This window comes from Moritella yayanosii, assembly GCF_900465055.1.
In the GTDB taxonomy this organism is placed as follows: domain Bacteria; phylum Pseudomonadota; class Gammaproteobacteria; order Enterobacterales; family Moritellaceae; genus Moritella; species Moritella yayanosii.
This window is the reverse complement of record NZ_LS483250.1, coordinates 265,844-291,802: the sequence shown is the minus strand read 5'-3', so window position 1 is coordinate 291,802 and position 25,959 is coordinate 265,844. Positions and strand designations below refer to the sequence as shown.

Genomic DNA, 25,959 nt, shown 5'->3' with positions numbered 1-25,959 from the left:
GGTAGCGCTAAGTTATTTAGCGACGTCCGCTTGCTTGGATAAACATGATTTCAGCATGAAGAAACCTATGATACCCGACAGTAACGAACCTAAGATAATACCAAGACGCTCATCAAATAATAAGTTGGTACCCGTTTCTTCGAAGGCTAATGAACCAATAAATAAACTCATGGTGAAACCAACACCACATAAGATGGCGGTACCATATAAAGAACACCAATCCATACCTTTTGGCATTTTTGCAATCTTACATTTAATCGCTAACCAACATAAACCAAAGATACCAACTTGCTTACCAATAAATAAGCCTAACGCAATACCCATAGGCACAGGGTGTAAGATTTGTTCTAGACCAACACCCGATAAATTAATCCCGGCATTTGCAAATGCAAAGACAGGTAAGATAACAAAGGCAACAACGAAGTGTAAGCCATGTTCCATCGACTTCAATGGTGAATGTGATTTATCTTTTGACTGCATAGGAATAAACAGTGCAAGGGTAACACCAGCTAATGTAGCATGAACGCCAGATTTCAACATTGCCACCCACATTACAATACCAACGAAAATATACAATGCTTTCGAATCAACATTACGTTTATTGAAATAGGCCAACACTAGGATACAGCAGGCTGCCACAATAAGTGCTGGAATAGACAGGTTCGCTGTATAGAAGAAGGCAATAATCAGGATCGCGCCAATATCATCAAAAATAGCTAACGATGTTAAGAATATTTTCAAGCTAACAGGCACACGAGAACCTAATAGGCTCAAGATACCTAACGCAAATGCAATATCTGTTGCAGCAGGGATAGCCCAACCACTTAATGCTGCGGGATCATCCATATTAAAGTAAACATAAATAAGCGCTGGGATTAACATACCACCAATAGCACCAACACCCGGTAGAATAATATTACGAGGATCAGATAACTCCCCTTCGACTAATTCTCTTTTTAGCTCAAGTCCAACTAAAAAGAAGAACACTGCCATTAAACCATCATTAATCCAAAGCAATAATGGTTTCGCGATCTCTAAACCGCCAAGTTTGATCTCTACTGGAATTTCCAGAAATAATGCATATAAACCTTGTGCAGGGCTATTCGCTATAATCATAGCTAATACAGCTGAGAACATTAAAATAATGCCACCCGCTGATTCTAGTTTAAAAAAACTAGTTAAAAATGAATCTTGTGTGTTGTTCATGCTTGTCCTTATACCTACATATTCATCTATAAATGGTCGCTCAATACAATACAGCGCTAGTTCATTACACCAGTATAGAATGACGATATTTCAGTATTATCAAATACTATTTATTAAAGAGTAATTATACTTAATGCTATTTAAGGTGCTTTGCTACCATTTTCATTAACTCGACATAATATGACACATAAAATGTCGTAATTACACATAAAAATATCAGATAGCCGACTTAAAAATAACCATGCGTGGCTAACCAACAGGGCTAAAATCATGATAAACCCCACCAAAACCAAAAATAAACACAGAATAGGAATTAAAACACAACAACAAGGTGTCTAATCTCTATCCTAAGTAACGATCTTAGCTCAATCCAAATAATATCAGCTGTATTTTTAATACTGCTTTAAAAAGGATTACAGGGTAATTTAATGGCTAATTAAATATTAGAGCTAAGTATGAAAAACAAACAAACGCACAAAAAAAGGCCGGTTAGCATAACTAACAGGCCTTTAACGCTAAGCTCATTAAGCTATCGTCATTACTTATGTGGATTAACCGTTGATTAACTTAGCTGCGTCCGCATCTAAAAACCACTCAGTTTTACCCTGACTTGCTTTTACTTGTGCTGCAGGGTAAGCAAGTGCGGCATCATCATTATCATGAATTTGCTTGATCACTTGTGCTTTACCTTCACCCATCACTAAATAACTAATACGTTTTGCATTTGCTAACAGACGTGCCGTTTTAGAAATACGATACTGTCCTGATTCTGGGTGCTGTACAATAATGGCCATATTTTGATCATTATAATCAGTTTGACCTGGGAATAATGATGCAGTATGCCCATCGCCGCCCATGCCAAGCAAGATCCAATCAAAGCACGGCAGACCATTATCAGCCGGAATACAATCTTGCATCTCTTGTGCAAAACGAATAACTTCTTGCTCTGGCGCATCTTCACCTAAAATGCGGTGAATATTTTCGGTAGGTAATGCTACTTGTGAAAATAATAACGCTTGAGCTTCACCAAAATTACTTTCAGCATCATCAGGGGCTACACAACGTTCGTCACCCCACCAGAAGTGCAAGTTGCCCCATTCAATGCTTGTCGAAAATGGTGCCTTTGCTAATACTTTAAATAAAAGCTTTGGGGTACTGCCGCCTGATAACGATATATGCACAGGCTTATCTTGCTTACTGTATTCTACAAGCGAGTTAGCTAATGATTCAACAACTTGTTGAGGTGTTTCAAAAGTACGATAATCCATCATGTTCCACGCCTACTATTTAATTAGGTAATTACTTCTTCGCTAGAAAAGCGCCATTCACGGCCATCTTTCTCTAACATCTCATCGGCTCGGTTCGGCCCCCAAGTACCACACTTATAACCAAATAAAGATTTCACTTCTTGTTTATAGTCTAAGATTGGTTGCACGTATTCCCAGCACGCTTTGACTGCATCGGAACGCGCAAATAAAGTCGCATCGCCTTTCATACAATCCAGTAGTAAGCGCTCATAAGCCGTTAATAAATTATTTTCTTCCAAGCTGTTATAATTAAAGCTCATCGATACCTGTTGCGCAGTAAAACCTGCACCTGGTTTTTTCAAACCAAAATCCATCTGAATCGATTCATTTGGTTGAATACGTAAGATCAATTTATTTTCTGGGGCATTTTGACCAAACACTGGATGTGGTGTTTTCTTAAAATGAACCACAATTTCTGTTAAACGTTCTGGCATACGTTTACCGGTACGTATATAGAAAGGTACGCCATTCCAACGCCAGTTATCAATCATCATTTTCATGCCAACATAGGTTGGTGTACGAGAATCATCCGCAACGTCTTTTTCTTCGCGATAACCCGGCAATACCTTGCCATTAACAATATTCTTCGTATATTGACCAAGCACTAGGTTATCTTTTAAATCTTGTTCTTCAAGTGGCCGTAAACTTTGAATAACTTTAACCACTTCGTTACGCATAGCATCCGCGTTAATAATCGCAGGCGGTTCCATCGCGACTAAGGCAAGTACCTGTAACAAATGATTTTGCAACATGTCTCGAACCGCGCCAGAATGATCATAATAACCGCCTCGCTCTTCAATACCTAAACTCTCTGCAGCAGTAATTTCCACGTAGTCAATAAAACTGCGGTTCCAAAGAGGCTCGAATATACCATTTGAAAAACGAAATACTAATAGATTCTGTACTGTTTCTTTACCTAGGTAATGATCAATACGGTAAACTTGACGTTCACGGAAACAAGTATGTAGATGTTCATCTAACTCGTTGGCTGACTCAAGATCATAACCAAACGGCTTCTCAACGATTAATCGTTTCCAACCATCACTGTCTTTATTCAATTTATGTTTAGCTAAATTAGCGGCAATTGATGCGTATAAGCTCGGTGGCGTTGCCATGTAATAAATAGCATTACCAACCGTATTATGCTTCTCAGATAATATTTCTAAGCGTTCTTTAAAGGCAACATAACTATCTGCATCTGTCATATTCATCGATATATAATACAAATGTTGACAGAATTCTTCAGCTTGTTGCTGAGAGACGCCTTCACTTTTAATTAAATCATTAGTTACTTTCTCACGAAATGAATCATCCGTGAATGCTGTTTTACTCGCACCCAAAATAGAAAAATCTTCAGGTAACAGTTCATTGACATAAAGGTGATAAAGCGCGGGGAGTAACTTTCGTTTTGTTAAATCACCCGAAGCACCAAAAATGACGATACTGTTATTCTCAGGTTTTACCATGGTTTAATTTCCTAAAGATTTTATCGAAAAGATTAGAATATATGGCGATAGTCTGTTTGTGTGATGCATAGATAACGGACTAGGCGCGGCATTATCACTCAAAATGACCAAAAACTAAAATGGTTTCAGCGATATATCCATCAAATACCTATAAATAGGTGCTAAATGGAAGGATTATCTCTAATCAAATGAAAAACCACTTTCGAATGAAATTAAAAATCAAAAGTTTATAAAGTTTAAGGGGTTAAATTAATGTTAAAGGTGTGTGGTTTTTCAACGCAACATAAAGCATTTTATTGCTCTAGGCAATCGCCTACCAGATTAATATCAACCGCGGTAATGATGCTATTACTATAACTGGCAGCATAAGATAATGCGCAGTCTGTGGACTCAAGCTTATTCATCTTAATCCAACTAGTATTTAAGTTTTCGTATTTACAAGTATACATCCCGTCAATCGAGGTTACAGCTACACCTTTGGCAAGTTGTGCTATGGTAAGCCCTAAAATATGACATATTTCACTCGGATGAAGCAATTTACCAGCAACCTGGTAGTACTGTCCAGCATCGTATTGAACATAGCTCTGATCATCAATCGTCTGTTTCCGCGATTCAATATTGGATGCTGTTTTCAAGGTGTCAACGGCGTTAGTCAACTTACCGCGTAGATCATTAAGTACTGCTATTTTAGCTTCGCGATGTGTTTTTGTATATTCTGGAATAGCAAACATAGCTAAAATAGAAAGCACAACAATAACAAATGTTAGTTCCAGTAATGAAAAACCCATTTTTTCATTCATTAAAATCTAATACCTTACAATTTCCAATTAATTCGGCCAAATATTAACACAGCCAAAAGATATAAAAGACTAATAATACAATCATTTTAATGTATAAATAGTGTTGATTTGATACAGTGAAATAATGTTAGATAATTTCACTGTATCTCTATACCCAAGCTATTTCAAGATCCACAATCAGCAAGCCGAACGAAGGCATCCTGAAGTAACTTGGGTATAACACATTTTCTGTTGGAGTTTATAAATGCGACCTATACGCCCTGCTATTGTTTATTCGTTTCGACGCTGCCCCTATGCAATGAGAGCACGACTTGCTATTTGTTATAGCCAAGTTGAAGTTGAATTGAGAGAAGTGGTATTAAAAGATAAACCAACAAGCTTATTAGCTTATTCGCCTAAGGGCACAGTGCCCGTGTTGGTTACCCAGGATAAAAAGATCATTGATCAGAGCCGCGATATTATGCAGTGGGCGCTGTCACAAAATGATAGTAATGATTGGCTCCGTAAAAATCAGCCTCATTTACAAACACAAATCAGCTCACTGATCGATGAAAATGATAACGAATTTAAAACCATCTTAGATAAATATAAATACGCCGATCGCCACCCTGAATATACTGAAACAGAATACCGTGAACAAGGTAGCCATTTCCTGAGTCAATTAGAACTTTTGCTCACCTTACACAGCAACCTCATAGGCGAAGAAATTAGCTTGGCTGATATTGCAATCTTCCCATTTATCCGCCAATTTGTGAGGGTTGATAAGGCCTGGTTTGAGCAATCACCCTACCCTAAATTACGCTTGTGGTTAACACGACACACAAGCTCAGCATTATTTACTGATATTATGTATAAATACCCGCAATGGTTAGCCGGTGACAAAGCCGTTTATTTTGCATCAAAATAAACACAAAAAAGCCAGACCTATACTTTAATCTGGCTTTTTTTCATCAACTAGAGATTGTAATAAATGTCACTATTATGCAATTAGCATGCGGCGCGCACTATCAACAACGACCTTGATTGATGACATTTCTACCGCTTTCATTGCTGCTTGATCGGGGATCTCTTTTTGCGTACGGTTAATGATCACACCGGCTACACAACCTGCTTTAAGTCCTTGGCTTGCACACATAGTAAATAATGTAGCCGATTCCATTTCAAAGTTTAATACACCCATTTCTTGCCATTCTTGCATTGAACCTTGGAAGCGACGAGTAACACGACCCGAGAATGTATCGTAACGTTCTTGACCAGGATAGAAAGTATCACTTGATGCGGTTACACCCATGTGAACTTTAATGCCTGCAGCGTCAACAGCGGCTTTCATTTCTGTTGCTATAGTAAAATCAGCTACAGCTGGAAATTCCATTGGCGCAAAATGCAAACTGGCACCATCAAGACGCACTGATGCGGTAGTTACAATCATGTCACCAACATTAATGTTTTCTTGAATCGCACCAGTGGTGCCAACACGTAAGAAAGTATTCACGCCAAGCTGAGCAAGCTCTTCAACTGCAATCGACGTTGATGGACCACCAATACCCGTTGAGCATACCACAACTTTCTTGCCTTCTAGCTCGGCTAAATAAACTGTGTATTCACGATGACTTGCTAAAAATTGAGGGTTTTCCATCTGCTGTGCGATCTTTTCGACACGAGCAGGATCACCAGGAATAATAGCCAATTCGGCACCTTTTAAATCAGATTTATTAATACCAAGGTGAAAAACATTTGCAGTCGTCATAGTGTATTCCTTAAATTCGGAGAGTTCAGTTATAATAAGCATTATATAATAATATCAAAATAACTAGAAATATTAAGAAATAATCATAATGCAGCACGTACCTCTATAAAGTGATAGTAATCACATATCTCATACATGATACCTTATATATAACGACATCGCTTCATTTATGAACAATACACAAGTGTGTTTCAAGTGAAACAGATTTAAATGCGTCACTCAAGCAGTTTGACTCCTTCAAACCGCTTCAGGTATTTAACTTACTTGCCCCATCCTGCTAAGCTTGTTATAACCATAACTGTTGTTTTCTCTATATCTGGTATTTCTTACCTATGCTAAAAATCGCCACCTTTAATCTTTTCAATTACATTGAACCACCGTTTGCTTGTTATGACTTTGAGCGTATCTATGACGAGCAACAATGGCAGAAAAAGCAGAAGTGGATCCGTGATTATCTTGCCGAACATCAGCCTGATGTCATTGGTTTTCAAGAAGTGTTTAGCCCTGACTCTTTAAAAGCATTAGTCGCTGAATGTGATTATCCGTATTTTGAAGTCGTTGATAGCGCAGATGTTATCGACGACTACATTTTCCGCAGTCCAGTAGTGGCAATAGCATCACGTTACCCGATAACAGCTATCGCAGCAGTCATGCCCGATAGCGATCTTGCCGTGAGCATGGGTTTATCATCGGAATACCAATTCAGTCGCAAGCCCCTGCGCGCCAGTATAGAATTACCACATCTTGGTACCACCGATTGTTATGTGGTGCACTTTAAATCTAAGCGACCAATGTTAGAAAGTGAAGATGATGAATTAGCGACAACCAAAGCGGTACTTGATGCTTTTAGCAAACAAATGTGCGGTAGTTGGGGATCATCAATACAGCGGGGCTCAGAAGCGGCTTTATTATTTCAACAAATGATCCAACGTCGGCTAGCGACCAATAATCCGATGATGTTAATGGGTGACTTTAACGATGTATTAGATCATGACCGAGATGGGGTATTATCGCACCTGACAATGAATACTTTACGCTTCAATTCAGACCCGCAAGCACAAGACATTGTAAAACAATTCAGTCTGCAAGATAGCTGGCATTTATACCAACACGCAGCAAACGGTGTAGTGGCAAGTAGTACACCTGCCCCTCGCCCGGCGACGCATTACTTTTATAACAAAGGTTCGGTATTAGATTACATCTTATTATCGTGTGAGTTTAATGCAGAGTATCAGCGTAGCCTTTATGAGGTCAGTGATTACCATACTTATGATCGCCACTTGATTAATCCTATCTATGAGCGTGATAGCGAAAGCACCGATCATGCTGTTGTGCAAATCAATTTACAGTTGAGACGTTAGCGCTTAACGCTTATATCGACGTAACTGGGTATACATAAAGCGATTTAATTCATTGTGTAATTAAATTACACAATCTACTTGCGTTAGTGCGGTTCTGTCTTATAATGCGTAACTCTATTCGAGGGAGTAGTCGCTTCACGCATGTGAAGGAGTACATCAACATAACTGACCCGCAGGTCGTGGTGTATTCAATCTAGTTCGAGGTTAACAAGCCGAGACTAAGTTTGATGAGACTTGAACAAGTAACCACCTACTTTCGAGGGCAGGGTGTCGCTTGTTTATGTCAAAATGCCCTCGTACGAGAATCCTATGTCTTTATTATTACCCATCATTGCAGTGCTAGTTGGCTTTATCTTACTCACCGTCAGTGCCGACCGTCTTATCTTAGTATCATCAACATTAGCCAAAAAATTTGGTGTTTCAGTCATGTTTATTGGTATGACCGTCATTGCCTTTGGTACTTCATTCCCAGAATTAGTCGTCAGCGCAATTGCGTCATTTAATGGTGCAGAAGGTCTTGCCGTCGGTAATGCTATCGGCTCTAACATCATCAACTGTGGCTTAGTATTAGCGCTTTGTGCTCTGTTTATGCCGTTAGTAATTCAAGTACGTTTCATTACACGTGAATTGCCTATTTTAGTACTCGCGCTTATTGCAACTATCGCGTTAATGTCAAACGGCTCAATTACGATGTGGGACAGTCTTATCCTGCTCTTATTGCTTGCACTGTACTGTGTCTATCTTGCTAAATCATCGTCCCCAGATGATGTTAAAAACGAGCTAGAGTTTTTAGATGTTAGCCAAAATAGAGCATTAGTTGAAACTATCGCCATGCTGTTCATGCTATTAATCAGCTCACAAATCATGGTTTGGGGCAGTGTGCAACTTGCAAAAGCGATGGGCGTTAGCGACTTGTTGATTGGTCTAACGATTGTTGCATTTGGTACCAGTTTACCAGAATTAGCCGCTGCTATCGCTGGTGTTCGCCGTGGTATGCCTGAAATTGCATTCGCGACTGTGATTGGTTCTAACACCTTTAACCTATTAGGTGTACTAGTATTCCCAGGGTTAATTGGTGATGGTTTACAACTGCCAGCAGAAATATTAACGCGTGATTTACCCATGTTATCTATCATGACGGCATTCCTGGTTATTTCATTCACAATGACTTATTTTGCTGTGACTAAACGTCGTGCCGCTTTAACACCAGAACAACAAACAGATGAATTAATTGCGGCTGACAGTAAACTAAACTATCGTTTTGGTCGTCTTTCTGGCGCAATACTGTTAACTATGTTTATTGGCTATAGCTGGGTATTATTTACATCATAATTTTTACAGTTTAAAACTATTTAACTATCTAACGCATCAGGTATTCGCTTGATGCGTTACGTACTTTATTAGTTATGGTAATAGTAGCGCCTCATCAATCGCCTTAGCTCGGTCACGATAACGACCACTCACACTGATCATCAAAAACAATAAATATCCAAACTGTCCCATTATCGCTAACGATAATAACCAGTAATTCGCGGGATTATATAACGTGAGACTCAACGAAAATAAACTAAAAACATGGCTATATAATAAGTACTGCATCCGCGATTTACTTAATAGTTCGTGCATATTAGGTAACAGTGAAAACGCTTGCATATGAAATCCACATTGACGTTGCAAGTGCAGATATGCCAAAAAAGGAATGATCTTGATAATCATCGCCATGATCACACTGACTATCCAACCATAGATAAATACCGAAGCCAATGTCAGCGGTGACCAGCCTAAACTTAATAACAAGCTCTCTGCTCCCGTCATAGTATTCATCATTACGTTCATCACTAAACTAATCGCACAGCAAAGAAATAAGCAGCATAATGCCATAAACCAACAGGTTACACTCACATCGTTAATCTTTCGCTTACGTCTGCTTAAGCAATGAATTGCCGTTATTGCATATACCATCAAGCCTAACTTTAATAACATCGTACAAATGGATTGAGTCATTTGCCATGCGGGAATATTAATCAACGCAAGTTGAGTCATCCCCAACGTCACTAACGTATGGGTCAACAAGACGATAAATAAAAAACCAGGCAGAAAACGAGAGCACCACAGTGGAAATGCAGGTGCAACATGAAACATAGGTAACACTTGAAAACTAACACCCATAATCACTAAACTGATCCAGCCAATCAGTCCCCAACTAGCATGGTTATCAGTCAGCTTTTTAGTGATATTAAATTGGCTCGCGAATAAATAATCAGCCAAGAGTAAACTGGCAATAATGCCAACCACCAGCATCGCAATAAAGCCTAAGCGCATAGTATTAATGGATACACTAGCCTGACTTCGTTGCCTAATCAGCCATAATATTGCGCCGATAAAACCGCCTAAGCCAAGGGTAAACGACACGCCTGCAACCACGAAAAAAAGATCCTGATTGAACCCAAACATACTCGCTAAAAACGCCGTGATTAACGACAGAGTGCCTAATGACATCATCACTAATGTTAACGTTGAAATAAGTTTAACATGAGGCAGTGACTTGCCAGCCAGTACCGGTAATAACTGTAAAATTGCGCCACACATGATCATGGAAATAATGCCCAGCACCATCGCATGAGTCAGCGCGAGCGTGGCAGGATGCCAGCGTGTTAACCACAGAGACTCCCCTGCAAAAGCAATAATCAATGCGCTGATCAATGCAAATACCGGCGCAGCCAGAAAGAACCGCATCGGCACTGAAAATTCCGGTATATTGTCAAAATCCAATCCTGCAAGATTCATTGTAACTCCATCTCAGAAAATGATGCTAATGCCGATTCATCGGTTTTAAAAGCAACCTTGATGACAACTGCTAGATCTTCACAACGGCCTTTACTACGCGCATGTTTATTGCTTTGGCTATCACGTAATGCCGTCGAATCACTCAAGCTATGCTCAACATCGACTCTATAGACAAAGCCTAATTCGGTTAATTTAGGGTATAACGGCACGGGATTTTTACGGTGATAAATAACCAGACACTGGCCAAGGGATAGTGCCGCTAACGCCAGGAAAATTTGACGCATCGGCTCCGGAGCGGATAATTCGCTTACATCAAGATAGATTGCTTGCAAGTAATTCGTCCCCATCAACTAGTATGCTTTAACTTGCTCTAACACTGCAGCTGCATCCGGAAGATGAGTTTGCGTCATTGGGTATAACATCTGCTCTTCTTTCATATTGTGTTGCTGCATTAAGATCATTAACGTTTCAGATAACCCTAAGAATTGATCTTTATTCTGCGCAGACAATGCCTGCGTCATCTCTGCGATCAATTGACGCATTTGAGCGTGTTCAGTACGCATAACTTGCGTGGGTCCCATCGTCATACCCGTCGCCTGTTCAAATGCTGGAAACAAAATCGTTTCTTCTTGCTGTAAATGACTGTCAAGATCAGTGGTAAATATAGACCATTGGCTATCTGCTTGTATCCAATTGCTTGCCGATACAGCCGACTCAGTGGCAATAAAAGAATCATCACAATGGCGATGCTGTGCGGTCATAAAACTGGGAATAGTATCCATAAGTGCCTCAAAATAACAAACTGTAATAATATGGTCATGTGCCCAAGCTACTTGGGTATACCACCATATTACGGAACCACTACTTGCTTGTAATTGATATATGTCTATTCCAAGCATAAAGACTGGCTGTACTTTATTTTGCAACAAAGCCTCATCGCGAGACTTGGCAATATCATTTATATCCAGCACAATAATGGCTTAACGAAATACAGCAGGTAAAAGAGATGAACGACTGGTTTATCGTTAACAGTAATGCACTACGACTTAGTGCGTTTATTGGTTTGTTTATATTATTAGCCATATGGGAACACTATCAACCCAAACGACCGTTAACCGTTGCAAAAATCCAGCGGTGGAGCAATAACATCGCAATGGTGATGCTTAATAATCTCACGCTAAAATTGCTAATGCCGTTTGTTGCTATCGATGCTGCCCTGTATGTGCAGCAACAACAATGGGGGTTCGTAGCCCTAATGGCTGAAACGGAACTAATGCTAGAATCGGACCTAATAAGAAGTACGCTAATCGTGGTCTTGTCTATCATGTTGCTTGATGCGGCGATTTATTTTCAGCACCGAATATTCCATAAAATTCCTGTTCTATGGCGTTTACACCGGATGCACCACAGTGATCTTGATATTGATGTGACGACAGCAATCCGCTTCCACCCCATTGAGATTGTATTATCTATGCTGATCAAAATTGCGGTCATTATCGCACTTGGGGTGCCAGTGATTGCTGTGGTGTTATTTGAAATGTTATTAAATCTAACCGCGATGTTTAATCACAGTAATATCAGGCTGCCAAGTAAAGTTGACCGTTACATACGCTATATCTTAGTCACGCCAGATATGCACCGTATTCACCACTCTACGAATGGGCGTGAAACCAATCATAATTTTGGTTTCTGTTTACCTTGGTGGGATCACTTGTTTGGCAGCTATCAAGCACAACCAGCATTAGGTCATCAAAAGATGCAGATTGGTTTACCTTATTTTCGTGACGCCAAAGAATATCAGGTGCAGCGAATGCTTACCCAACCATTCAGAGATAAGTAACTCGCCATAAAAATAACGTTAAAACGTCACTACTCATGCATTTCTGAAGGCTGGATGTAGAGATAATGTTATTGCTTATTTTAAGCCTGTTCGAGCAATTGTTCCTCGGCGATTAATGCAACCACCCCTTGATATAAATCTTGTACACATTCGACTTCCGTAACCCCTAAACGACGGCGGTTACTGATGTCATAAATATGCCCTTCACTTTCAGAGTGTTCACCGTGGATGCCGCGGATCTGCACATGATGCGCTTCGGTAATGGCTTTAAATTTAGCCATATTGTTACCTAAGCAGGGCAGTTTAATATGCACACTGGCTCGCATTGCCGTGCCCAGATTTGTCGGACAACTGCTGATATAACCGAGATGTGGCGTGAACGCAAAGCTTAAGTATTGCTCAAGTTCTGCTAGTGCGGTGGTCAAACGTGCAAACACCTGCTGAATATTACCGCCAGCTTGCATCGAAATAATACGTAATTGATCTTCTTCATTCACCCAGACTAAAAAGGTTTTATCAATGTTATGATAGATGCCACGTCCAGCAGGCCAATCACGATTTAAACCCGCAGCTTCAAAAAAACGATCGCCAGCTTTAAACAAGAAGTGATCATTAACCAATTGGGTTTTAACCTCGTCACTCATGCCTGCTAATGCATAATAATGACCCGATAGCGAACCAGACATTTTAGCCAATGCCGCAACCGTTCGCGCTTCAACGTCATGCCGTTGTGATTTAGTTATCGCAGGCCCGAGTGGCATGTCAGCAAGGTTTCGCCCTACCCGAATACGTGTAGAGACTATGTACTTATTCGTCGGGTCAGGATCATTCGCATCGATGTCAGCAGGGTTTAAATTAGTTGTGTGTAAGGTATTTTCGTCAAAGCCATGATATTGACTAATAATCGGATTGAACAAGGGCGCGAAACATTGGTATGACTCAGTGTCACCAGCATAGACGCCAATATTGCTATCAGGATTTATTAACCCTGAATTAATCACATCGTGTAATGTAAAACCATTTTTAGTCACTACATCCTGCAATTGAGTGAACAAATCTGGAGTTAGATTTTTTTCCATAAGTGATTCATGTTTATCGGTAAAGTCTGGGTGTTTCATAGCGTCCTGCTCGTTAACGGTGTAATAAGTAAATATTGGCATAGTTTGGGGATGACTATAAAATACAACTAAATACGGCTGAATACCATGGTCAATAAAAGTGCATTCCGATAATGAGAGGTAGAAAATAAGAACCTAAAATCGATTATTTTCTAGGTTATGTTATTCTGGTTAATAATACATATTAAGCACTAACAAGGTATCATTTCAGTGACTCAAGCTAACATTATTTCTACAACACCAATCATGTCTAACGATGATGCCCGTAAACTCAGCCGTAAAGTCACTGCTGATATTGCCACCAAACAACTCGATGAAATATTTAGCGACAATAACGTGTCTCTAGATATACAGATCGCTGTAACAGAATACCAAGGCATGGAGCCTGGCGCGTACTTGGAAATATTAACAGCCCATCTACGCCCGAGTTATTTACGCGTGATTACTGAATCACTGCAAACACAAAATTTAACAGCGCTAGATGCTAATAGCCATTACTTGAAACTCAACAAAACCCACAAGAACATGCTTGAAGCACTTAAACGGCAAGACAAATATAAGCAACTTAATGATAGCCCACTGATTGAAATGGCATTACTCGCTTTACTAAAAAGTTAAGACGTTAACGTCTTAACACCAAACAGCCCTGCTCAGTTAAAAACACCTTAATAATAATTCGTATTAGCATTTTAATGAAGTACAACAAACATTCTGCATCACTTGATTAAGATTAATAACGAAAACCAAAAAAACTTATTTTTACAATCTGTTAATTAGGATAATGTATGCGTTTAAGCTATATTGGATAAATCTAGAACACTCAATTTGCGCTTTTGCAAATATATACGGATATTCATGTTCAGCGTAACCAAAGATCTATCATTCAAGCTAAATCGTGACCACACTCGCTATAATTATTGGGACCCGTATCCAGTATTATATGTAGATAAACTCGGTTTTTTTGATTTTTTCAAAATTCCTGTTCAAGTAATAAACATCTCAAAATCAGGGATGTTAGCGAAAGTTAAAACCGACAATAAATTTAGCGTTGGTGAACACATCATCATTAAGTTTGACAATTATTTTACCGATGTAATACCGACAACAGTCATGCGTTGGGACGCTGATACACAATTACTTGCAGTGAAATTTAGTCGTGACATAAAGTTAATCGAGCGCATAGCGCTTAATATAGCCTAGCAAGCTTACAGATAGGTCCCTATGCGCTAAATTAATTAGTCCCAGTCCTCAGCGACAAACTGGATCAACAATTCATCATTTTGATACATATTCAAAAATGGCCACTCTACTTGCAAGGCATTCACCATACCAAGTGTTTGATGTAGTTTTTGCTCTACCGCATTGGCCTTTGGATCTGCACAGGCCATTAGCGTGGAACCAATAGGACCTAATTTGAGTAATGAATTATTCAAGTCTGTTGCTTCAAACAAATATTGGATCTGGCCAAACATATTATTACAGCCCGCAAAGCCCGAGAAACCACCACCAGCAATGGTAATATTGGCAGGTTGTGGTAACGCTTGCGGATTAATACCTTTCAGATTAGCAAGTTGCTTTAAATTCCACTTGCGGCTCTCGGTTAACATGGTGTTATCTAAATAATGTCGCGGTGCTTTGTCTATTTCGTCAACCAACTTGTACGATATACTTGAGCCATCAGCCGCTGGGTTCTTAACTTCAGCAGTCTCTACCGATAATTTATAAAATGAACCCGGCACATATTCAAAACCGGCAATATGATTATAAAAAAACTGCCACTCACTGGTTTTGCCATCCACCACTTTATTCACCACTAAGCACTGCATCGGCGCGATACCCTGACAAGCAACACGTTCAGGCGCAACCCAATACATTTCCATTTTAACGGCCACAGTATTGGCACTTTCATCATGATGAGTAGCATCATTCGTTTCAGCTTCACTCTGGCTTGTGCTTGTACAACCGATGAGTAACCCGCTTAACAACCCTATTAGCAATAAAGATGCTGGCAATTTAAACTTCATATTAATAAACCTTTTTCCGTTTTCCACTAAACTTATACCAATTGCAAGATACACAGAGTCTTTGGCTCCGCGCTTTTGACCAAACATTAAGGATTGTTATGCCGCCACTGTTACGCTCACTCATAAAACTGTGTGTATTTTGTTATTTATACAGTATGGCATCGTATAGCTATAGTAGTTCCCTTGTTAATATAAGCAGTTCAGTTAATCATGTCAGCAGTACTGTCATTAACGTCGGCAGTTATCACTGCCCGCCTTTTGTGATGAGTATACAAGACAATGGCCGACCACAACCCACCAGCACAGGACTGAGTATTTTATTGTGGCAACGTATCGCCGACAGTATCGACCTACAATATAATATGCAAGATTACACGTTAAAGGGCTTATTAGACGCGGTTGAGAATGGCAGTATAGAAGTGGGTATATCCTGTATTACGATCACACCTGAACGTGAATTAATCATGGATTTTTCACACTCATTTTATGAGACACACCTGGCCATTGCAGTAAAACAAAAAGGCTACCTCGCTGCTTTTATCAATATCATCACCAATACTACATTATTACTTGTTGTTGGCATTATCCTTATCTGCGCAGGGCTTATCGGCTGGATCTTTTACCTGCTCGAACATAAGGTTAATCATAAACTGTATTCAATGCCATCCACGGGAGCCCAGTTATTAGAAGCCTTTATTCTGGGTCTGTTATTCATCACCAAAGGTCCCTTCAACTATTTTGAATTTAAAACCTTGAGTGGACGAGTATTGACGGTATTTTTAGCCATTGCATCCACCTTATTTATTGCCAGTATTACCGCGATGTTAGCCAGTACCTTTACCTTGGGATTGCTGAATACTAATATAAAAAGTCCTTATGATCTGCTCAAGCTTAATGTCGGTGCCAAAATTTCAACCACATCTTCTATTTATCTGGATAGTTTAGGTATAATACATCAGACGTTTACCAGCCTTGATGATATGCTCAGCGCGCTTAATAACGGCAAAATTGACGCAATTGTTGATGATGATGCGGTTTTAAAGTACAAGCTGAAACTTGCAAAACAGCAAGGACGTTATCAGCAAATATCCGTATTGCCTTATCAATTTGAAAAACAAAATTATGGTTTAGCGATTAAAGATAATAGCCCTTACACCGAGCAATTAAACCGTGCTCTGCTTAATATTCGTCAAAGTCCAGAATGGCAACAGGCGCTCAACCAGTACTTTGCCGACTATTAATGTAAACCTTATTCACCTCTCTATTTACCCTCCTAAATGTAAACTGGCAGGCGCTTACACACGCTTACACTTAATCACCCCATCAAACTAGACTTAGTGTATGTTTATAATGATAATGTCCCGCCTCTACGACTACTCCAGTCATTATTCGGTATATATAATGGACATATTATGAAAAAACTTATTGTTTCAGTACTTGCTGCATCCCTACTTTCAGGCTGTGGTAGCGTTGCACTCATGACCAAAACTAGCGAACTAAAAGCACAGCCCGAAATGTTAATCAAAACAGATGGCGATTTTTGGGGTTTAGGCCAAAAGGGTAGCTTTGATGTGGTCGGTAAATACACAGGCAAATACGACCGTAGCTCATCAGGCTCAACTTGGTTTAACACGATCACCACCACCGAAGGCGACATGGTTGCCGAAATTACCCGTACAGATAATGGCAAAACGTGGATATTGGTCTGTAGTGGTGGCGGTACAAGTATCAATTTTGGCGGTTTATCATTCGGCGGTAACAACCCATACCGTTGTGATATTAGCATCGATGGCAAAACCGTTGGCGAATATGAAATGAAACCATCCAGCGCAGCAATCTCACTGGATGTAGCAAAATATGAATCCGGTATTGTCCGTATCAACAACGAACACTTAAATGTAAAATCAGTGCATAAATCAGATGATCTATTCATGACAGTGGAAAAACCACTAGGTTACGTATTTGAGCAAGGTACACAAAGTATTGCCGCTGTTCAAACTAATGGTTTACTGAGCTTACAAACACTACCTGACCTAACAGATGACAAGCAAGACCTGATCGTAGTAGGCGCGATTGCAAGCGCACTAAGCTGGCGTCCAGAATAACCGAAATTATTGTCACGACATGATGTAGGATCAAAATAACAGGGCGGTGATCGACAGCCCTGTTATTACCACTGTTATTACCACTGTTACGGTAAAATCAATCCGTTAAATTATTCAATAATGCTTCACAACTGGCTTTCATCATCAATAATTCATCTTTGGGTAAACCCGCCTGACAAAACATCGTTATTGGTATATCTTTCGCCTGAATTTTCAATGCAATTCCCGCGTCCGTTAAACATAATATACGCGCTCGCTCGTCTTCTTTACTGCGTTCGCGGCGAATAAGCCCTTTCAATTCCAAGCGTTTTAACAAGGGTGTTAATGTACCTGAATCAAGGTGTAATTGTTGCCCTAATACTTTGACGCTAATTTCATCTTGCTGCCAAAACACCAGCATAGCTAAGTATTGCGGGTAAGTAAGATCAAGCGTTTTTAACATTGGACGGTATGCTCGAACCATTGCATTCGTTGCGCTGTATAAAGCAAAACAGACCTGATTATCTAAGTGTAATATCGTCTCTTCATTAAATTCTGACATCAGGGTAACCTCTCTTAATTGACTTGCGCACAATATACTTAACTTTTATAAATGTCGATAGCTTTGCACAAATATCCATGCATATCATTAAACAAATAGCGCTGGCCGCCGATAATATCTACCACAATACTTTTTCCACTCTTTACCAATATTATTTACCTATTCTGTGGTAATCAATGTACCCCTTGATTCGTCATTAAACGGTCACAGTAACAATAAAAAATAAAGTCCCACTTGGACAAGTTCTCATCTCAGAACGGTATTCAACAACTTCAAGAACTAACCGGCAACAATTAAGCCATTCACACACGATTCAAAGCGGTATGAAAGCCTTAATTAGTGATACCTGTGAAGCATTAACAGGTTCTGCAAATAACGTTCAGTTAGGTGATCAACTAGCCTTGGGTAAAGCTTGATAGCATTTTATAATCCAGGGCACTAATCTCTAACGCATCAACCTGCGCAGTATCAGGGCCTTCTCGTAACCAAATAATTAACTTATCCAATTCCGTTTTATCACCAAAAATCTGCACTTCTACATCACCATTTTTCAGATTAATTGCATGCCCTGTTAAGCCAAGTTGCAGTGCTTGCTGCGCTGTCGCATATCGAAAGCCAACCATTTGTACTCGACCATGCACAATAATCTGATTACCTTGTTGTGACATAAACCCATTTCCTTTATCAAATTTGGTCACTATCGATTAAGTATATGTCCGCTTTCGCTATTTCGGCCACATTAATTAATTCAACAAACTGATATAACTCACAAAAGCTTGTTAATACAAATTTCAGATATGAAAAAGCCCGTGAATCCTGTTTTCAAAACAGTACAACTCACGGGCTTTGTGTCGTAACTTATTCGCCGCTAAAACGTGATCCAAATTAACGTAAGTCGTCAACCACGGCTAGCATGGCCACTAATGATGCTTCACCAAGCTTAATAGAACGCTCTGGTGACCAACCCATCATCGGATCTGGTAAGTTATCATTGTCTTTAAATGGCATTTCCAGGGTGTTGGCTAGACAATCAAACTCTTCAGCAACCCAGTTTGTTGCCACTGTCATGTTGGCGGTACCCGGTGCATCGACGTCATAACCAAATTCAGATTGGAAATCTGCACTGGCTAGTTTGAACACCTCAGAGAAACGATCACGTAGTTTCGCTAATCTGTCGTTATAACTTGGCGTGCCTTGTGAACCCGCAAGGAATACAAAAGGCAGTGCTTCATCACCGTGTACGTCATAGAATAAATCTACGCCAGTTTCTTTCATCTTATTGACGGTGTGGAATACTTCTGGGCTTTTTTCTAAACTTGGGTTTAACCATTCACGGTTAAGGTTTACACCTAGTGCGTTGGTACGTAAATGACCACGTGCGCTGCCGTCTGGATTCATGTTGGGTACGATGTAGAAGTTAGCTTTGTCTAATAATGCTTTACCCGTTGGGTTATCACTATCAAGTAAGCTGTGCATTAGGCCGTCAACTAACCATTCAGCCATCGTTTCGCCCGGATGCTGACGCGCAGTGATCCAGATGTTACGTTTGCCTTCAGCGCCATCGCCGATCTTAACTAAGGTTAAGTCACGTTTATCAATCGTTTCACCTAGGTGCTCTAGGCTAACTAATGGATGCATTTGCACTGCCGCTAGCAGATCTTGATGACGTTCGTCACTGTACGGGGCAAAGTAAGCAATTTGCATTGACTCACAATCCATATCAGCAATGATCGTTAATTTGCCATCTTTATAGAAAGTCGGAATACGGAACCAGTGCTGGCGATCATATGATGCTACTGCTTGGTAGTTATCCCAACCTTCTAGGTAAGCCGCTTCACCAGCATTGAGGATATTCAGTGTGTATTGCTCACCGACTACACCTTCAATCCGGAAGTTAAACCATTGGAAAAACGCTTCACCCACATCCGGGCGAATTGCAAGTTGTACATCATTTTTGTCATCTAAATTAATAACTTCAATATTACCAGCATCAAAATTGGCGGTGATCCGCATACGACTTCCTTAATTCATATTTGAAATTGACTTAAGCATAAACGATCCCGTTGTAACTGGGTAGAGGAGATGTTTATTAAACTTTTAAATTCCTTATTTAATTTCTATAATTTAACAAAATCCAGCACAAAAGTAACATAAATCACGATTAATTAATCATTAACACCTGCCACCTACCTCATAGGTTATAATTTAAACTATACGAAGCAAGACACTGGCATTAAAAGAACGGTCGTGCTAAAACATCATTAGTACTCAGAATGAAATAAATTAATTCAAAATAATAATCGATTCACCGCACCAAATGATAAAAGTGATGCTTATGAGCAAAGGCAGTATAACCCGAGAACATATTTTAAATATCGCCTTCACCATTGCCAGTGAAACAGGATTAGAGAGTTTAACCATTGGTGTACTTGCCAAAGCGTGTGGCATGTCAAAAAGTGGCTTATTTTCGCATTTTAATTCCAAAGAAAACCTGCAAGTAGCGGTGATTGAATATGCCGGAGAATGCTTTATCGAACGTGTAATAGTGCCCGTTCGACGCAAGCAACATACCGACGTAAGTACGCGCTTACAATCATTGTTACAGCACTGGTTAGACTGGAACCATTCATTCCAAGGCAGCTGCATGTTTATGGATGCTTGGAAAGAAAGCAATAGTAACCAAGATATATTACAGCAAACATTACGTAAGCAACTACATACCTGGATCAGCTATTTAGAAATACAGATTAGCAAAGGCCAACAAAGTGGTTTATTTCGCCAAGATTTAGTGCCAAAACAAGCCGTATTTCAATTTTACGGCCTGTATTTAAGTAGTCACCTGTTCCATTCGCTTGAACTTGAAAATAATGAACGAGCGCTATTTTGGCAAGGCGTAACACAACTTTATAAGCAGTGGCAAAACACCGACACAATAAACTAACTTAGATTTAATAAATAAAGGGCGGCGACGCCTTTTAAACACAATAAAAATAGCACGACCGTTCGATTATAGGTGCTATTTTAAGGAATTTATCATGAGCAGTAATATTTATTTTAATACCCGCAACCAATTTACTATCCGCCGTAGCATGATCAATATTGGTACTCGATTACATCACAGCATTGCACCCGCTCATGCGTTAAAAACAGCGCAAAATTTACTGCTAACGCCAGTACGCAGCTCCTCTAAGGATGACGATCCTGAGGGGCTATTACGCTCGACACTCCTTACATCAGAAGGTCGCCTAAATACCTATCAAATGGGTAACGGTCCAGTTTGGATCTTAAGCCATGGTTGGTCTGGTAGTGCAAGTCAATTTTTCCCGTTAATGGAACACATCGCCAGCCAAGGTTTTACCGCTCTGGCTTATGATCACCCTGCACACGGGCAAAGCGAAGGTCGCCATGCGCACTTGCCTGCATTTGTGCAAGCCTTTGATGAACTTGTTGATAACGTAGATGATGTCGCGGGTATTATTGCTCACAGTATGGGGTCGGCATCGGTACTCGAAAGCCGTCATCCGAAAGTAGATGCGCTGCCACTGTTATTAATTGCACCGGTACTAAACTACGTTGATAACTTGTATGACATGGTAGGTAAATCAGGCTATTCAATGAAATTGTTTGGCGCTATGGTTAAGGATATTGAAGATAAATACCAATACAATTTAGAGACCATTAACCCTTATCAAAAATTAATTTCTCGCCAGCATAAAACGACTATTGTGCATGATAAGCGGGATAGATTTGCTGATTTCGCCACCTCAGAATCAGCAGCGAATGCTGCCAGCAATGTCAATCTAATAGCTACAAAAGGACAAGGTCATGGCCGTGTGATCAAGTGTGATTCGACGATGGCTGCGTTTGATAGTTTAGTTTAATCCTCAATAATTGCTTGCTAACCCCCTCGCCTAAAAAACAAAAAGCGCATCATGATTGATGCGCTAGCTCTGTTTAAACAAAGCGTTATTGGCGAACTTTAAGCGCCGATGGTCACCTTACGTGGTTGTAATGCTGCTGGCACCTGACGTTGTAGATTAATCGTCAGTAATCCTTGCGCCATCTCAGCACCCACTACCTGCACATGGTCGGCGAGTGCAAATTTTCGGCTAAAATCTGCTTGATTAATACCTTGATGCAACCATGTTGATGTGACTTCAACTGGCTGCTGTTTACCGGTAATGACAAGTTCATCGGCTGTCACAGTAATATCGATCTCTTCAAGTGAAAAGCCTGCTAGCGCCAGCGTGATCTGATAATCTAACTCTCCCACGTGGGTAATGTTATAACGTGGATAGTTAGTATCAACCTGTGTTTTCACCACCGGAGCTGTGGCTCTGCTGCTAGCACCTGCGTTTTTTGCCATCGACTTTTTAGTCTTGCACGCAACAGACATACGCTGCATAACTAATTGCTGTTCAACTAATTTTTGCGCCATGTTAGCAAAGCGATCAAAACCAACAGTGTGGCGATATAGGGGAGCGAAATCAAATGTAGTCGTTGTAGTCATCTCTATTTTCCTCAAACAATAGATCGGTATAAGCCTGCTGAGCAGCACTTATGGATGCCTTAGCTAAGATCATTCTCGCTAAGGCGAATACAGTTTATAAATTTATATTGGCTGTAGAATTACTCTGCAGATAGGGTTTTAGCGCCGTTAATCACAACTTTACGTGGTTGCATTGATTCTGGTAGTTGGCGTTCTAAATCGATATACAACAAGCCATTTTTCATGTCTGCCCCGTTGACAAAAACATGATCTGCTAGCTCGAATTTACGTTCAAAGTTACGCTCGGCAATACCACGGTGTAAGAAAGTACGTTGATCGTCTTCTTTGGCCACGGTTACTTTGGTGCCTTTTATTAATAATTCATTATTTTGGGTTGAGATATCAATTTCCGCTTCATCAAAGCCTGCAACAGCCATGGTAATACGGTAATTATTGTCATCGATCTGTTCGATGTTATACGGAGGAAAGTTATTGCCAGACTGGCGATTTGATGCAGCCGTTTCAGCAAGTGCTGCTAAACGTTCAAAACCAATTGCACTGCGGTATAGGGGAGTAAAGTCAAAAGTACGCATAAGTATATTCTCCATTGAGCAATATCATCATTGTCACTAAGCCAAATTAGTTTGCACCTAGTCATGATGTATTTCATTTTTGTGTATTTTCATTAAGCACAACTAACTCCGTTAGGCAGTTACTGTTACTTTAGTTTTTTCGGTTAGGCCTCGGAAGCGCCTAAATAATAGATGTGGATGCTGAGGTTTATTTTCAAGTACATAATCGTTATATTTTTAAATTAATACTTAACACGTTGAAATATAACATGATATATTTTACAGGATCACTTACTCTTTCACCAAGATAATCACCACACGTGCGCTTATGGGCATCATTAATTACAATTGTGACGTCTGATTACAAATAAATTTATCATTGTCATTAAACTGTCAACATCCACCGTTACTTTAGAGACCAACTAAGTCTGTAGTTAGACATTATAAAGAGTGAATATGATATTAATTTAACGAAAGGTAACGATATGAGAAGCATGGGTATATTTTTAGATGAAGTGCATTTTCCGCTTGGTTTTCAACAACAAAATGCATTTAATCTAGATGAATCACAGTTATTAGAAAATTACGGTTTAACAATGCTACGGCTACAAGAAGGCGAGATCTTACCCGCCACTGCTGACGAACATTTCTTTCTCGCAGAGCTTGATGGTGAATTCGAATTAACCTCTGATTTTGCCCGATGCTGGCGCAAATATAATCATAAAATCACCCACCCAAATACATTACGCAACTCCATCACTAAGCGCAGTGCAAAGCAGCCAAGTCGCGATTACTTTGTTGATGAACTATCGACACTAGAAGATAGTGATAACACTTATGATGAGTTAGATTTGAATTCATAATTTCCTTTATATTGACTAACAAAACGCACCTTATCCTTATTACTAAAATAAGCAATAGAGGTGCGTTTTCGTTTCTATTGAACACAGTCCATGATATGTATAAAATACAGTAATAAACCATAATTAATTATGCGTTACCGTTTCGTTAACTTGCCGCTATCTGTGTTCAATAAGGAATAACCATGGATTTTATACAAATACCTATCACCGTATTCTTAGTCTTCGTCGCACCACTGTGGCTAGTTTTATACTACCGCAGTAGACGCCAAAGCAATCAAGGTTTGACGCCGAAAGACAAGGATAAGCTCCAAACCTTAATTAGCCGTACCGAGCAATTGCAAGATCGCGTTATCTCACTAGAGCAGATTTTAGACCAAGAATCGCCAAAATGGAGAGACAGATGAGCACAAAACCACTATATCGAGACACTGAAAATGGCAAGTTAGGGGGTGTATGCGCAGGTATAGCGGTGACCCTTGGCGCTGAAGTCTGGCTGGTCCGACTGATCTTTGTTTCCTTGTTTTTCTTCACTGGCTTTTTCCTTGCCATATTAATCTATATCATTGCCTGTTTACTGCTCGACAAGATGCCAATTAAAAAGCAGCAACAACAAAGTATTTATGCCAACCACTCGATGAAAACCAAACCATGGCAACAAGGACATTCTGCCGAGAAGCTGCTCGAGAATATAACCGCCGAGCTTGATGATATTGATAACGGTCTACAGAAAATGGAAAATTATGTTATTTCTTTTTCCTATAAAATGGATCGGGAATTTAAACAGCAATAGCAATTAGACTTCCTGCAACGACGTTGGTTGTCAGCACCTTAGATATATGTCATTACAGTTGTAATGGTATTGTTATTGACACTCCTCTACGTGAACGAAGAGGATTCTTGGCGTCATCGGTTCGTGCATTGCAACATTAGATTGCGTTAGTCTTCTCGAACCTCTTACAAGCATTTAATGTGTAGTAGGTAGCATCTTGCTTCGCCAGAATGACTTACATCCCCGGCATAAATGACGGGGTTTTACGTCAAAGATGATAAAACTCAAATAAACATTTATAGTCAAAGGTAATCTCATGATTAAACAAATTATTCCATTTATTTTAATGTTAGTGTTAGCTGGCTGCACAACAACTGAATACGTAAAAATCACGCCATTAACCAAAATTGTCACTGGCGATCTGACCAATTTTGCCCAGCAACAAAATACCTTTGCTTGGTACCCTAACCGCAGCAAAACCTTCCTGCCTGACAGTATCAATAAAACCTTGTTTACCGAATATACCCAAGGTGTTATCACGCAAATAATGCAAAACAAAGGTTACACCTTAATGGACGACCCTCAACAAGCTGACTTTCTTATTGGTTATGGCTTAGCGATCGAATCCGAGCTATCTGATGAAGAAATCTTTGCCAAAGTGGGTAATAAGGTTGGCTTAGTCCTTAATCACCTTGACCCAAAAGAATTCCAAAAAAGCAGTGCATTTATTGCATTTTATCAACCGCACACACTGCAACCCCAATGGCAAGTATTAGCGCAAGGCATCACTAAAAATAAAGTATCAATCGAGGAACGTAAAAAGAATATTTATGCGGTAATGCACTCCATGCTTAAAAAAGTACCGACTCGTGTAGCGAAATAACCCATATCGAATCAGCTTTATATTTTATATATTGATAAAAACTAACCCGTAATCAATAAAAATAAGTGATAAAACAAGCTA

General features: G+C 39.8%; 29 protein-coding genes and 1 riboswitch. Of the genes, 14 read left to right on the top strand and 15 right to left on the bottom strand.

What is annotated here, in order from left to right; genetic code table 11:
- Positions 1 to 12: 12 nt before the first annotated feature.
- From nhaA to MORIYA_RS01340, 4 genes are all read right to left on the bottom strand, one after another.
- The gene (gene nhaA / locus MORIYA_RS01355; protein ID WP_112712039.1) at positions 13 to 1,206 is read right to left on the bottom strand and encodes a Na+/H+ antiporter NhaA; all 1,194 of its coding nucleotides are present in this window, start codon (positions 1,204 to 1,206) and stop codon (positions 13 to 15) included.
- 551 nt (positions 1,207 to 1,757) lie between these two features.
- The gene (pgl, locus tag MORIYA_RS01350) at positions 1,758 to 2,477 is read right to left on the bottom strand and encodes a 6-phosphogluconolactonase (RefSeq protein WP_174216886.1); all 720 of its coding nucleotides are present in this window, start codon (positions 2,475 to 2,477) and stop codon (positions 1,758 to 1,760) included.
- A 20-nt stretch (positions 2,478 to 2,497) separates the two neighbouring features.
- Complete coding sequence (zwf, locus tag MORIYA_RS01345; protein WP_112712037.1) at positions 2,498 to 3,979, bottom strand: glucose-6-phosphate dehydrogenase; 1,482 nt, start codon at positions 3,977 to 3,979, stop codon at positions 2,498 to 2,500.
- Between the two features lie 293 nt (positions 3,980 to 4,272).
- Positions 4,273 to 4,779, bottom strand: coding sequence for a pilus assembly FimT family protein (locus MORIYA_RS01340; RefSeq protein ID WP_112712035.1), 507 nt, complete (start codon positions 4,777 to 4,779; stop codon positions 4,273 to 4,275).
- 244 nt (positions 4,780 to 5,023) lie between these two features.
- Here MORIYA_RS01340 and MORIYA_RS01335 point away from each other — a divergent pair, with 244 nt between their 5' ends.
- The gene (locus MORIYA_RS01335) at positions 5,024 to 5,686 is read left to right on the top strand and encodes a glutathione S-transferase (RefSeq protein ID WP_112712033.1); all 663 of its coding nucleotides are present in this window, start codon (positions 5,024 to 5,026) and stop codon (positions 5,684 to 5,686) included.
- Between the two features lie 72 nt (positions 5,687 to 5,758).
- Here the strand turns inward: MORIYA_RS01335 and udp are convergent, their stop codons facing one another.
- Positions 5,759 to 6,526, bottom strand: a complete 768-nt coding sequence (gene udp, locus MORIYA_RS01330) for a uridine phosphorylase (RefSeq protein ID WP_112712031.1) — start codon at positions 6,524 to 6,526, stop codon at positions 5,759 to 5,761.
- A gap of 332 nt (positions 6,527 to 6,858) precedes the next feature.
- Between udp and MORIYA_RS01325 the strand changes: the two genes are divergently transcribed.
- Both MORIYA_RS01325 and MORIYA_RS01320 read left to right on the top strand, forming a co-directional pair.
- Positions 6,859 to 7,887 (top strand): endonuclease/exonuclease/phosphatase family protein, encoded by a 1,029-nt coding sequence (locus MORIYA_RS01325; RefSeq protein WP_112712029.1) that lies wholly within the window; start codon positions 6,859 to 6,861, stop codon positions 7,885 to 7,887.
- Positions 7,888 to 8,009: 122 nt separating this feature from the next.
- Positions 8,010 to 8,113: riboswitch (yybP-ykoY riboswitch) on the top strand.
- 83 nt (positions 8,114 to 8,196) lie between these two features.
- Complete coding sequence (locus tag MORIYA_RS01320) at positions 8,197 to 9,219, top strand: calcium/sodium antiporter (protein WP_112712027.1); 1,023 nt, start codon at positions 8,197 to 8,199, stop codon at positions 9,217 to 9,219.
- Between the two features lie 72 nt (positions 9,220 to 9,291).
- Here the strand turns inward: MORIYA_RS01320 and MORIYA_RS01315 are convergent, their stop codons facing one another.
- From MORIYA_RS01315 to MORIYA_RS01305, 3 genes are read right to left on the bottom strand one after another with little or no spacing between them, the layout of a single operon-like run.
- Positions 9,292 to 10,674, bottom strand: coding sequence for a hypothetical protein (locus tag MORIYA_RS01315; protein ID WP_112712025.1), 1,383 nt, complete (start codon positions 10,672 to 10,674; stop codon positions 9,292 to 9,294).
- On the bottom strand, positions 10,671 to 11,006 hold the full coding sequence (locus tag MORIYA_RS01310; protein WP_232011459.1) for a DUF2249 domain-containing protein: 336 nt from the start codon (positions 11,004 to 11,006) through the stop codon (positions 10,671 to 10,673). The genes MORIYA_RS01315 and MORIYA_RS01310 overlap by 4 nt, the downstream gene beginning before the upstream one ends.
- A gap of 18 nt (positions 11,007 to 11,024) precedes the next feature.
- Positions 11,025 to 11,645: a hemerythrin domain-containing protein gene (locus MORIYA_RS01305; RefSeq protein WP_232011458.1), complete on the bottom strand. Its 621-nt coding sequence runs from the start codon at positions 11,643 to 11,645 to the stop codon at positions 11,025 to 11,027.
- 35 nt (positions 11,646 to 11,680) lie between these two features.
- On the opposite strand from MORIYA_RS01305, the gene MORIYA_RS01300 reads away from it, so the two are divergent.
- Positions 11,681 to 12,514 carry a sterol desaturase family protein gene (locus tag MORIYA_RS01300; protein ID WP_112712021.1) on the top strand — a complete coding sequence of 278 codons (834 nt, stop codon included), beginning with the start codon at positions 11,681 to 11,683 and terminating at the stop codon, positions 12,512 to 12,514.
- Positions 12,515 to 12,594: 80 nt separating this feature from the next.
- Here MORIYA_RS01300 and MORIYA_RS01295 read toward each other — a convergent pair whose 3' ends face one another.
- The gene (locus tag MORIYA_RS01295) at positions 12,595 to 13,632 is read right to left on the bottom strand and encodes a phosphagen kinase (protein WP_232011457.1); all 1,038 of its coding nucleotides are present in this window, start codon (positions 13,630 to 13,632) and stop codon (positions 12,595 to 12,597) included.
- A 210-nt stretch (positions 13,633 to 13,842) separates the two neighbouring features.
- On the opposite strand from MORIYA_RS01295, the gene MORIYA_RS01290 reads away from it, so the two are divergent.
- On the top strand, positions 13,843 to 14,250 hold the full coding sequence (locus tag MORIYA_RS01290; RefSeq protein WP_232011456.1) for a hypothetical protein: 408 nt from the start codon (positions 13,843 to 13,845) through the stop codon (positions 14,248 to 14,250).
- Positions 14,251 to 14,487: 237 nt separating this feature from the next.
- The gene (locus MORIYA_RS01285; RefSeq protein ID WP_112712017.1) at positions 14,488 to 14,832 is read left to right on the top strand and encodes a PilZ domain-containing protein; all 345 of its coding nucleotides are present in this window, start codon (positions 14,488 to 14,490) and stop codon (positions 14,830 to 14,832) included.
- Between the two features lie 35 nt (positions 14,833 to 14,867).
- On the opposite strand, the gene MORIYA_RS01280 is transcribed toward MORIYA_RS01285, so the two are convergent.
- Positions 14,868 to 15,656, bottom strand: coding sequence for a DUF4377 domain-containing protein (locus tag MORIYA_RS01280; RefSeq protein ID WP_112712015.1), 789 nt, complete (start codon positions 15,654 to 15,656; stop codon positions 14,868 to 14,870).
- 98 nt (positions 15,657 to 15,754) lie between these two features.
- Between MORIYA_RS01280 and MORIYA_RS01275 the strand changes: the two genes are divergently transcribed.
- Together MORIYA_RS01275 and MORIYA_RS01270 are read left to right on the top strand one after the other, a co-directional pair.
- Entirely contained in the window at positions 15,755 to 16,897 is a 1,143-nt protein-coding gene (locus MORIYA_RS01275; RefSeq protein ID WP_112712013.1) for a substrate-binding periplasmic protein, read from the top strand.
- 171 nt (positions 16,898 to 17,068) lie between these two features.
- Entirely contained in the window at positions 17,069 to 17,761 is a 693-nt protein-coding gene (locus MORIYA_RS01270) for a VV20781 family protein (RefSeq protein WP_112712011.1), read from the top strand.
- 97 nt (positions 17,762 to 17,858) lie between these two features.
- Here the strand turns inward: MORIYA_RS01270 and MORIYA_RS01265 are convergent, their stop codons facing one another.
- From MORIYA_RS01265 to MORIYA_RS01255, 3 genes are all read right to left on the bottom strand, one after another.
- Positions 17,859 to 18,302: a MarR family winged helix-turn-helix transcriptional regulator gene (locus tag MORIYA_RS01265; RefSeq protein ID WP_112712009.1), complete on the bottom strand. Its 444-nt coding sequence runs from the start codon at positions 18,300 to 18,302 to the stop codon at positions 17,859 to 17,861.
- 395 nt (positions 18,303 to 18,697) lie between these two features.
- Positions 18,698 to 18,970: an acylphosphatase gene (yccX, locus tag MORIYA_RS01260; RefSeq protein ID WP_112712007.1), complete on the bottom strand. Its 273-nt coding sequence runs from the start codon at positions 18,968 to 18,970 to the stop codon at positions 18,698 to 18,700.
- Between the two features lie 217 nt (positions 18,971 to 19,187).
- Entirely contained in the window at positions 19,188 to 20,315 is a 1,128-nt protein-coding gene (locus MORIYA_RS01255; RefSeq protein ID WP_112712005.1) for a M14 family metallopeptidase, read from the bottom strand.
- Positions 20,316 to 20,637: 322 nt separating this feature from the next.
- On the opposite strand from MORIYA_RS01255, the gene MORIYA_RS01250 reads away from it, so the two are divergent.
- Entirely contained in the window at positions 20,638 to 21,243 is a 606-nt protein-coding gene (locus MORIYA_RS01250; protein WP_112712003.1) for a TetR/AcrR family transcriptional regulator, read from the top strand.
- Between the two features lie 94 nt (positions 21,244 to 21,337).
- Positions 21,338 to 22,183 (top strand): alpha/beta hydrolase, encoded by an 846-nt coding sequence (locus MORIYA_RS01245; RefSeq protein ID WP_112712001.1) that lies wholly within the window; start codon positions 21,338 to 21,340, stop codon positions 22,181 to 22,183.
- A gap of 98 nt (positions 22,184 to 22,281) precedes the next feature.
- Here MORIYA_RS01245 and MORIYA_RS01240 read toward each other — a convergent pair whose 3' ends face one another.
- Together MORIYA_RS01240 and MORIYA_RS01235 are read right to left on the bottom strand one after the other, a co-directional pair.
- Positions 22,282 to 22,812, bottom strand: coding sequence for an Hsp20 family protein (locus tag MORIYA_RS01240; RefSeq protein ID WP_112711999.1), 531 nt, complete (start codon positions 22,810 to 22,812; stop codon positions 22,282 to 22,284).
- A gap of 119 nt (positions 22,813 to 22,931) precedes the next feature.
- Positions 22,932 to 23,384: an Hsp20 family protein gene (locus MORIYA_RS01235; protein WP_112711997.1), complete on the bottom strand. Its 453-nt coding sequence runs from the start codon at positions 23,382 to 23,384 to the stop codon at positions 22,932 to 22,934.
- 473 nt (positions 23,385 to 23,857) lie between these two features.
- On the opposite strand from MORIYA_RS01235, the gene maoP reads away from it, so the two are divergent.
- From maoP to MORIYA_RS01215, 4 genes are all read left to right on the top strand, one after another.
- Positions 23,858 to 24,226, top strand: coding sequence for a DUF413 domain-containing protein (gene maoP, locus MORIYA_RS01230; protein ID WP_232011455.1), 369 nt, complete (start codon positions 23,858 to 23,860; stop codon positions 24,224 to 24,226).
- 182 nt (positions 24,227 to 24,408) lie between these two features.
- Entirely contained in the window at positions 24,409 to 24,630 is a 222-nt protein-coding gene (pspB, locus tag MORIYA_RS01225) for an envelope stress response membrane protein PspB (RefSeq protein WP_112711993.1), read from the top strand.
- Positions 24,627 to 25,016, top strand: a complete 390-nt coding sequence (pspC, locus tag MORIYA_RS01220) for an envelope stress response membrane protein PspC (protein ID WP_112711991.1) — start codon at positions 24,627 to 24,629, stop codon at positions 25,014 to 25,016. Before pspB ends, pspC begins: the two co-directional genes overlap by 4 nt.
- A gap of 295 nt (positions 25,017 to 25,311) precedes the next feature.
- Complete coding sequence (locus tag MORIYA_RS01215) at positions 25,312 to 25,878, top strand: DUF4136 domain-containing protein (RefSeq protein ID WP_112711989.1); 567 nt, start codon at positions 25,312 to 25,314, stop codon at positions 25,876 to 25,878.
- The last annotated feature ends 81 nt before the right edge of the window (positions 25,879 to 25,959 follow it).

Excerpts from the sequence above, each read along its gene's own strand:
- nhaA (WP_112712039.1), bottom strand. The coding sequence starts at position 1,206 with ATGAACAACACACAAGATTCATTTTTAACTAGTTTTTTTAAACTAGAA.
- pgl (WP_174216886.1), bottom strand. The coding sequence starts at position 2,477 with ATGATGGATTATCGTACTTTTGAAACACCTCAACAAGTTGTTGAATCA.
- zwf (WP_112712037.1), bottom strand. The coding sequence starts at position 3,979 with ATGGTAAAACCTGAGAATAACAGTATCGTCATTTTTGGTGCTTCGGGT.
- MORIYA_RS01340 (WP_112712035.1), bottom strand. The coding sequence starts at position 4,779 with ATGAATGAAAAAATGGGTTTTTCATTACTGGAACTAACATTTGTTATT.
- MORIYA_RS01335 (WP_112712033.1), top strand. The coding sequence starts at position 5,024 with ATGCGACCTATACGCCCTGCTATTGTTTATTCGTTTCGACGCTGCCCC.
- udp (WP_112712031.1), bottom strand. The coding sequence starts at position 6,526 with ATGACGACTGCAAATGTTTTTCACCTTGGTATTAATAAATCTGATTTA.
- MORIYA_RS01325 (WP_112712029.1), top strand. The coding sequence starts at position 6,859 with ATGCTAAAAATCGCCACCTTTAATCTTTTCAATTACATTGAACCACCG.
- MORIYA_RS01320 (WP_112712027.1), top strand. The coding sequence starts at position 8,197 with ATGTCTTTATTATTACCCATCATTGCAGTGCTAGTTGGCTTTATCTTA.
- MORIYA_RS01315 (WP_112712025.1), bottom strand. The coding sequence starts at position 10,674 with ATGAATCTTGCAGGATTGGATTTTGACAATATACCGGAATTTTCAGTG.
- MORIYA_RS01300 (WP_112712021.1), top strand. The coding sequence starts at position 11,681 with ATGAACGACTGGTTTATCGTTAACAGTAATGCACTACGACTTAGTGCG.
- MORIYA_RS01295 (WP_232011457.1), bottom strand. The coding sequence starts at position 13,632 with ATGAAACACCCAGACTTTACCGATAAACATGAATCACTTATGGAAAAA.
- MORIYA_RS01285 (WP_112712017.1), top strand. The coding sequence starts at position 14,488 with ATGTTCAGCGTAACCAAAGATCTATCATTCAAGCTAAATCGTGACCAC.
- MORIYA_RS01280 (WP_112712015.1), bottom strand. The coding sequence starts at position 15,656 with ATGAAGTTTAAATTGCCAGCATCTTTATTGCTAATAGGGTTGTTAAGC.
- MORIYA_RS01275 (WP_112712013.1), top strand. The coding sequence starts at position 15,755 with ATGCCGCCACTGTTACGCTCACTCATAAAACTGTGTGTATTTTGTTAT.
- MORIYA_RS01270 (WP_112712011.1), top strand. The coding sequence starts at position 17,069 with ATGAAAAAACTTATTGTTTCAGTACTTGCTGCATCCCTACTTTCAGGC.
- MORIYA_RS01265 (WP_112712009.1), bottom strand. The coding sequence starts at position 18,302 with ATGTCAGAATTTAATGAAGAGACGATATTACACTTAGATAATCAGGTC.
- yccX (WP_112712007.1), bottom strand. The coding sequence starts at position 18,970 with ATGTCACAACAAGGTAATCAGATTATTGTGCATGGTCGAGTACAAATG.
- MORIYA_RS01255 (WP_112712005.1), bottom strand. The coding sequence starts at position 20,315 with ATGCGGATCACCGCCAATTTTGATGCTGGTAATATTGAAGTTATTAAT.
- MORIYA_RS01250 (WP_112712003.1), top strand. The coding sequence starts at position 20,638 with ATGAGCAAAGGCAGTATAACCCGAGAACATATTTTAAATATCGCCTTC.
- MORIYA_RS01245 (WP_112712001.1), top strand. The coding sequence starts at position 21,338 with ATGAGCAGTAATATTTATTTTAATACCCGCAACCAATTTACTATCCGC.
- MORIYA_RS01240 (WP_112711999.1), bottom strand. The coding sequence starts at position 22,812 with ATGACTACAACGACTACATTTGATTTCGCTCCCCTATATCGCCACACT.
- MORIYA_RS01235 (WP_112711997.1), bottom strand. The coding sequence starts at position 23,384 with ATGCGTACTTTTGACTTTACTCCCCTATACCGCAGTGCAATTGGTTTT.
- maoP (WP_232011455.1), top strand. The coding sequence starts at position 23,858 with ATGGGTATATTTTTAGATGAAGTGCATTTTCCGCTTGGTTTTCAACAA.
- pspB (WP_112711993.1), top strand. The coding sequence starts at position 24,409 with ATGGATTTTATACAAATACCTATCACCGTATTCTTAGTCTTCGTCGCA.
- pspC (WP_112711991.1), top strand. The coding sequence starts at position 24,627 with ATGAGCACAAAACCACTATATCGAGACACTGAAAATGGCAAGTTAGGG.
- MORIYA_RS01215 (WP_112711989.1), top strand. The coding sequence starts at position 25,312 with ATGATTAAACAAATTATTCCATTTATTTTAATGTTAGTGTTAGCTGGC.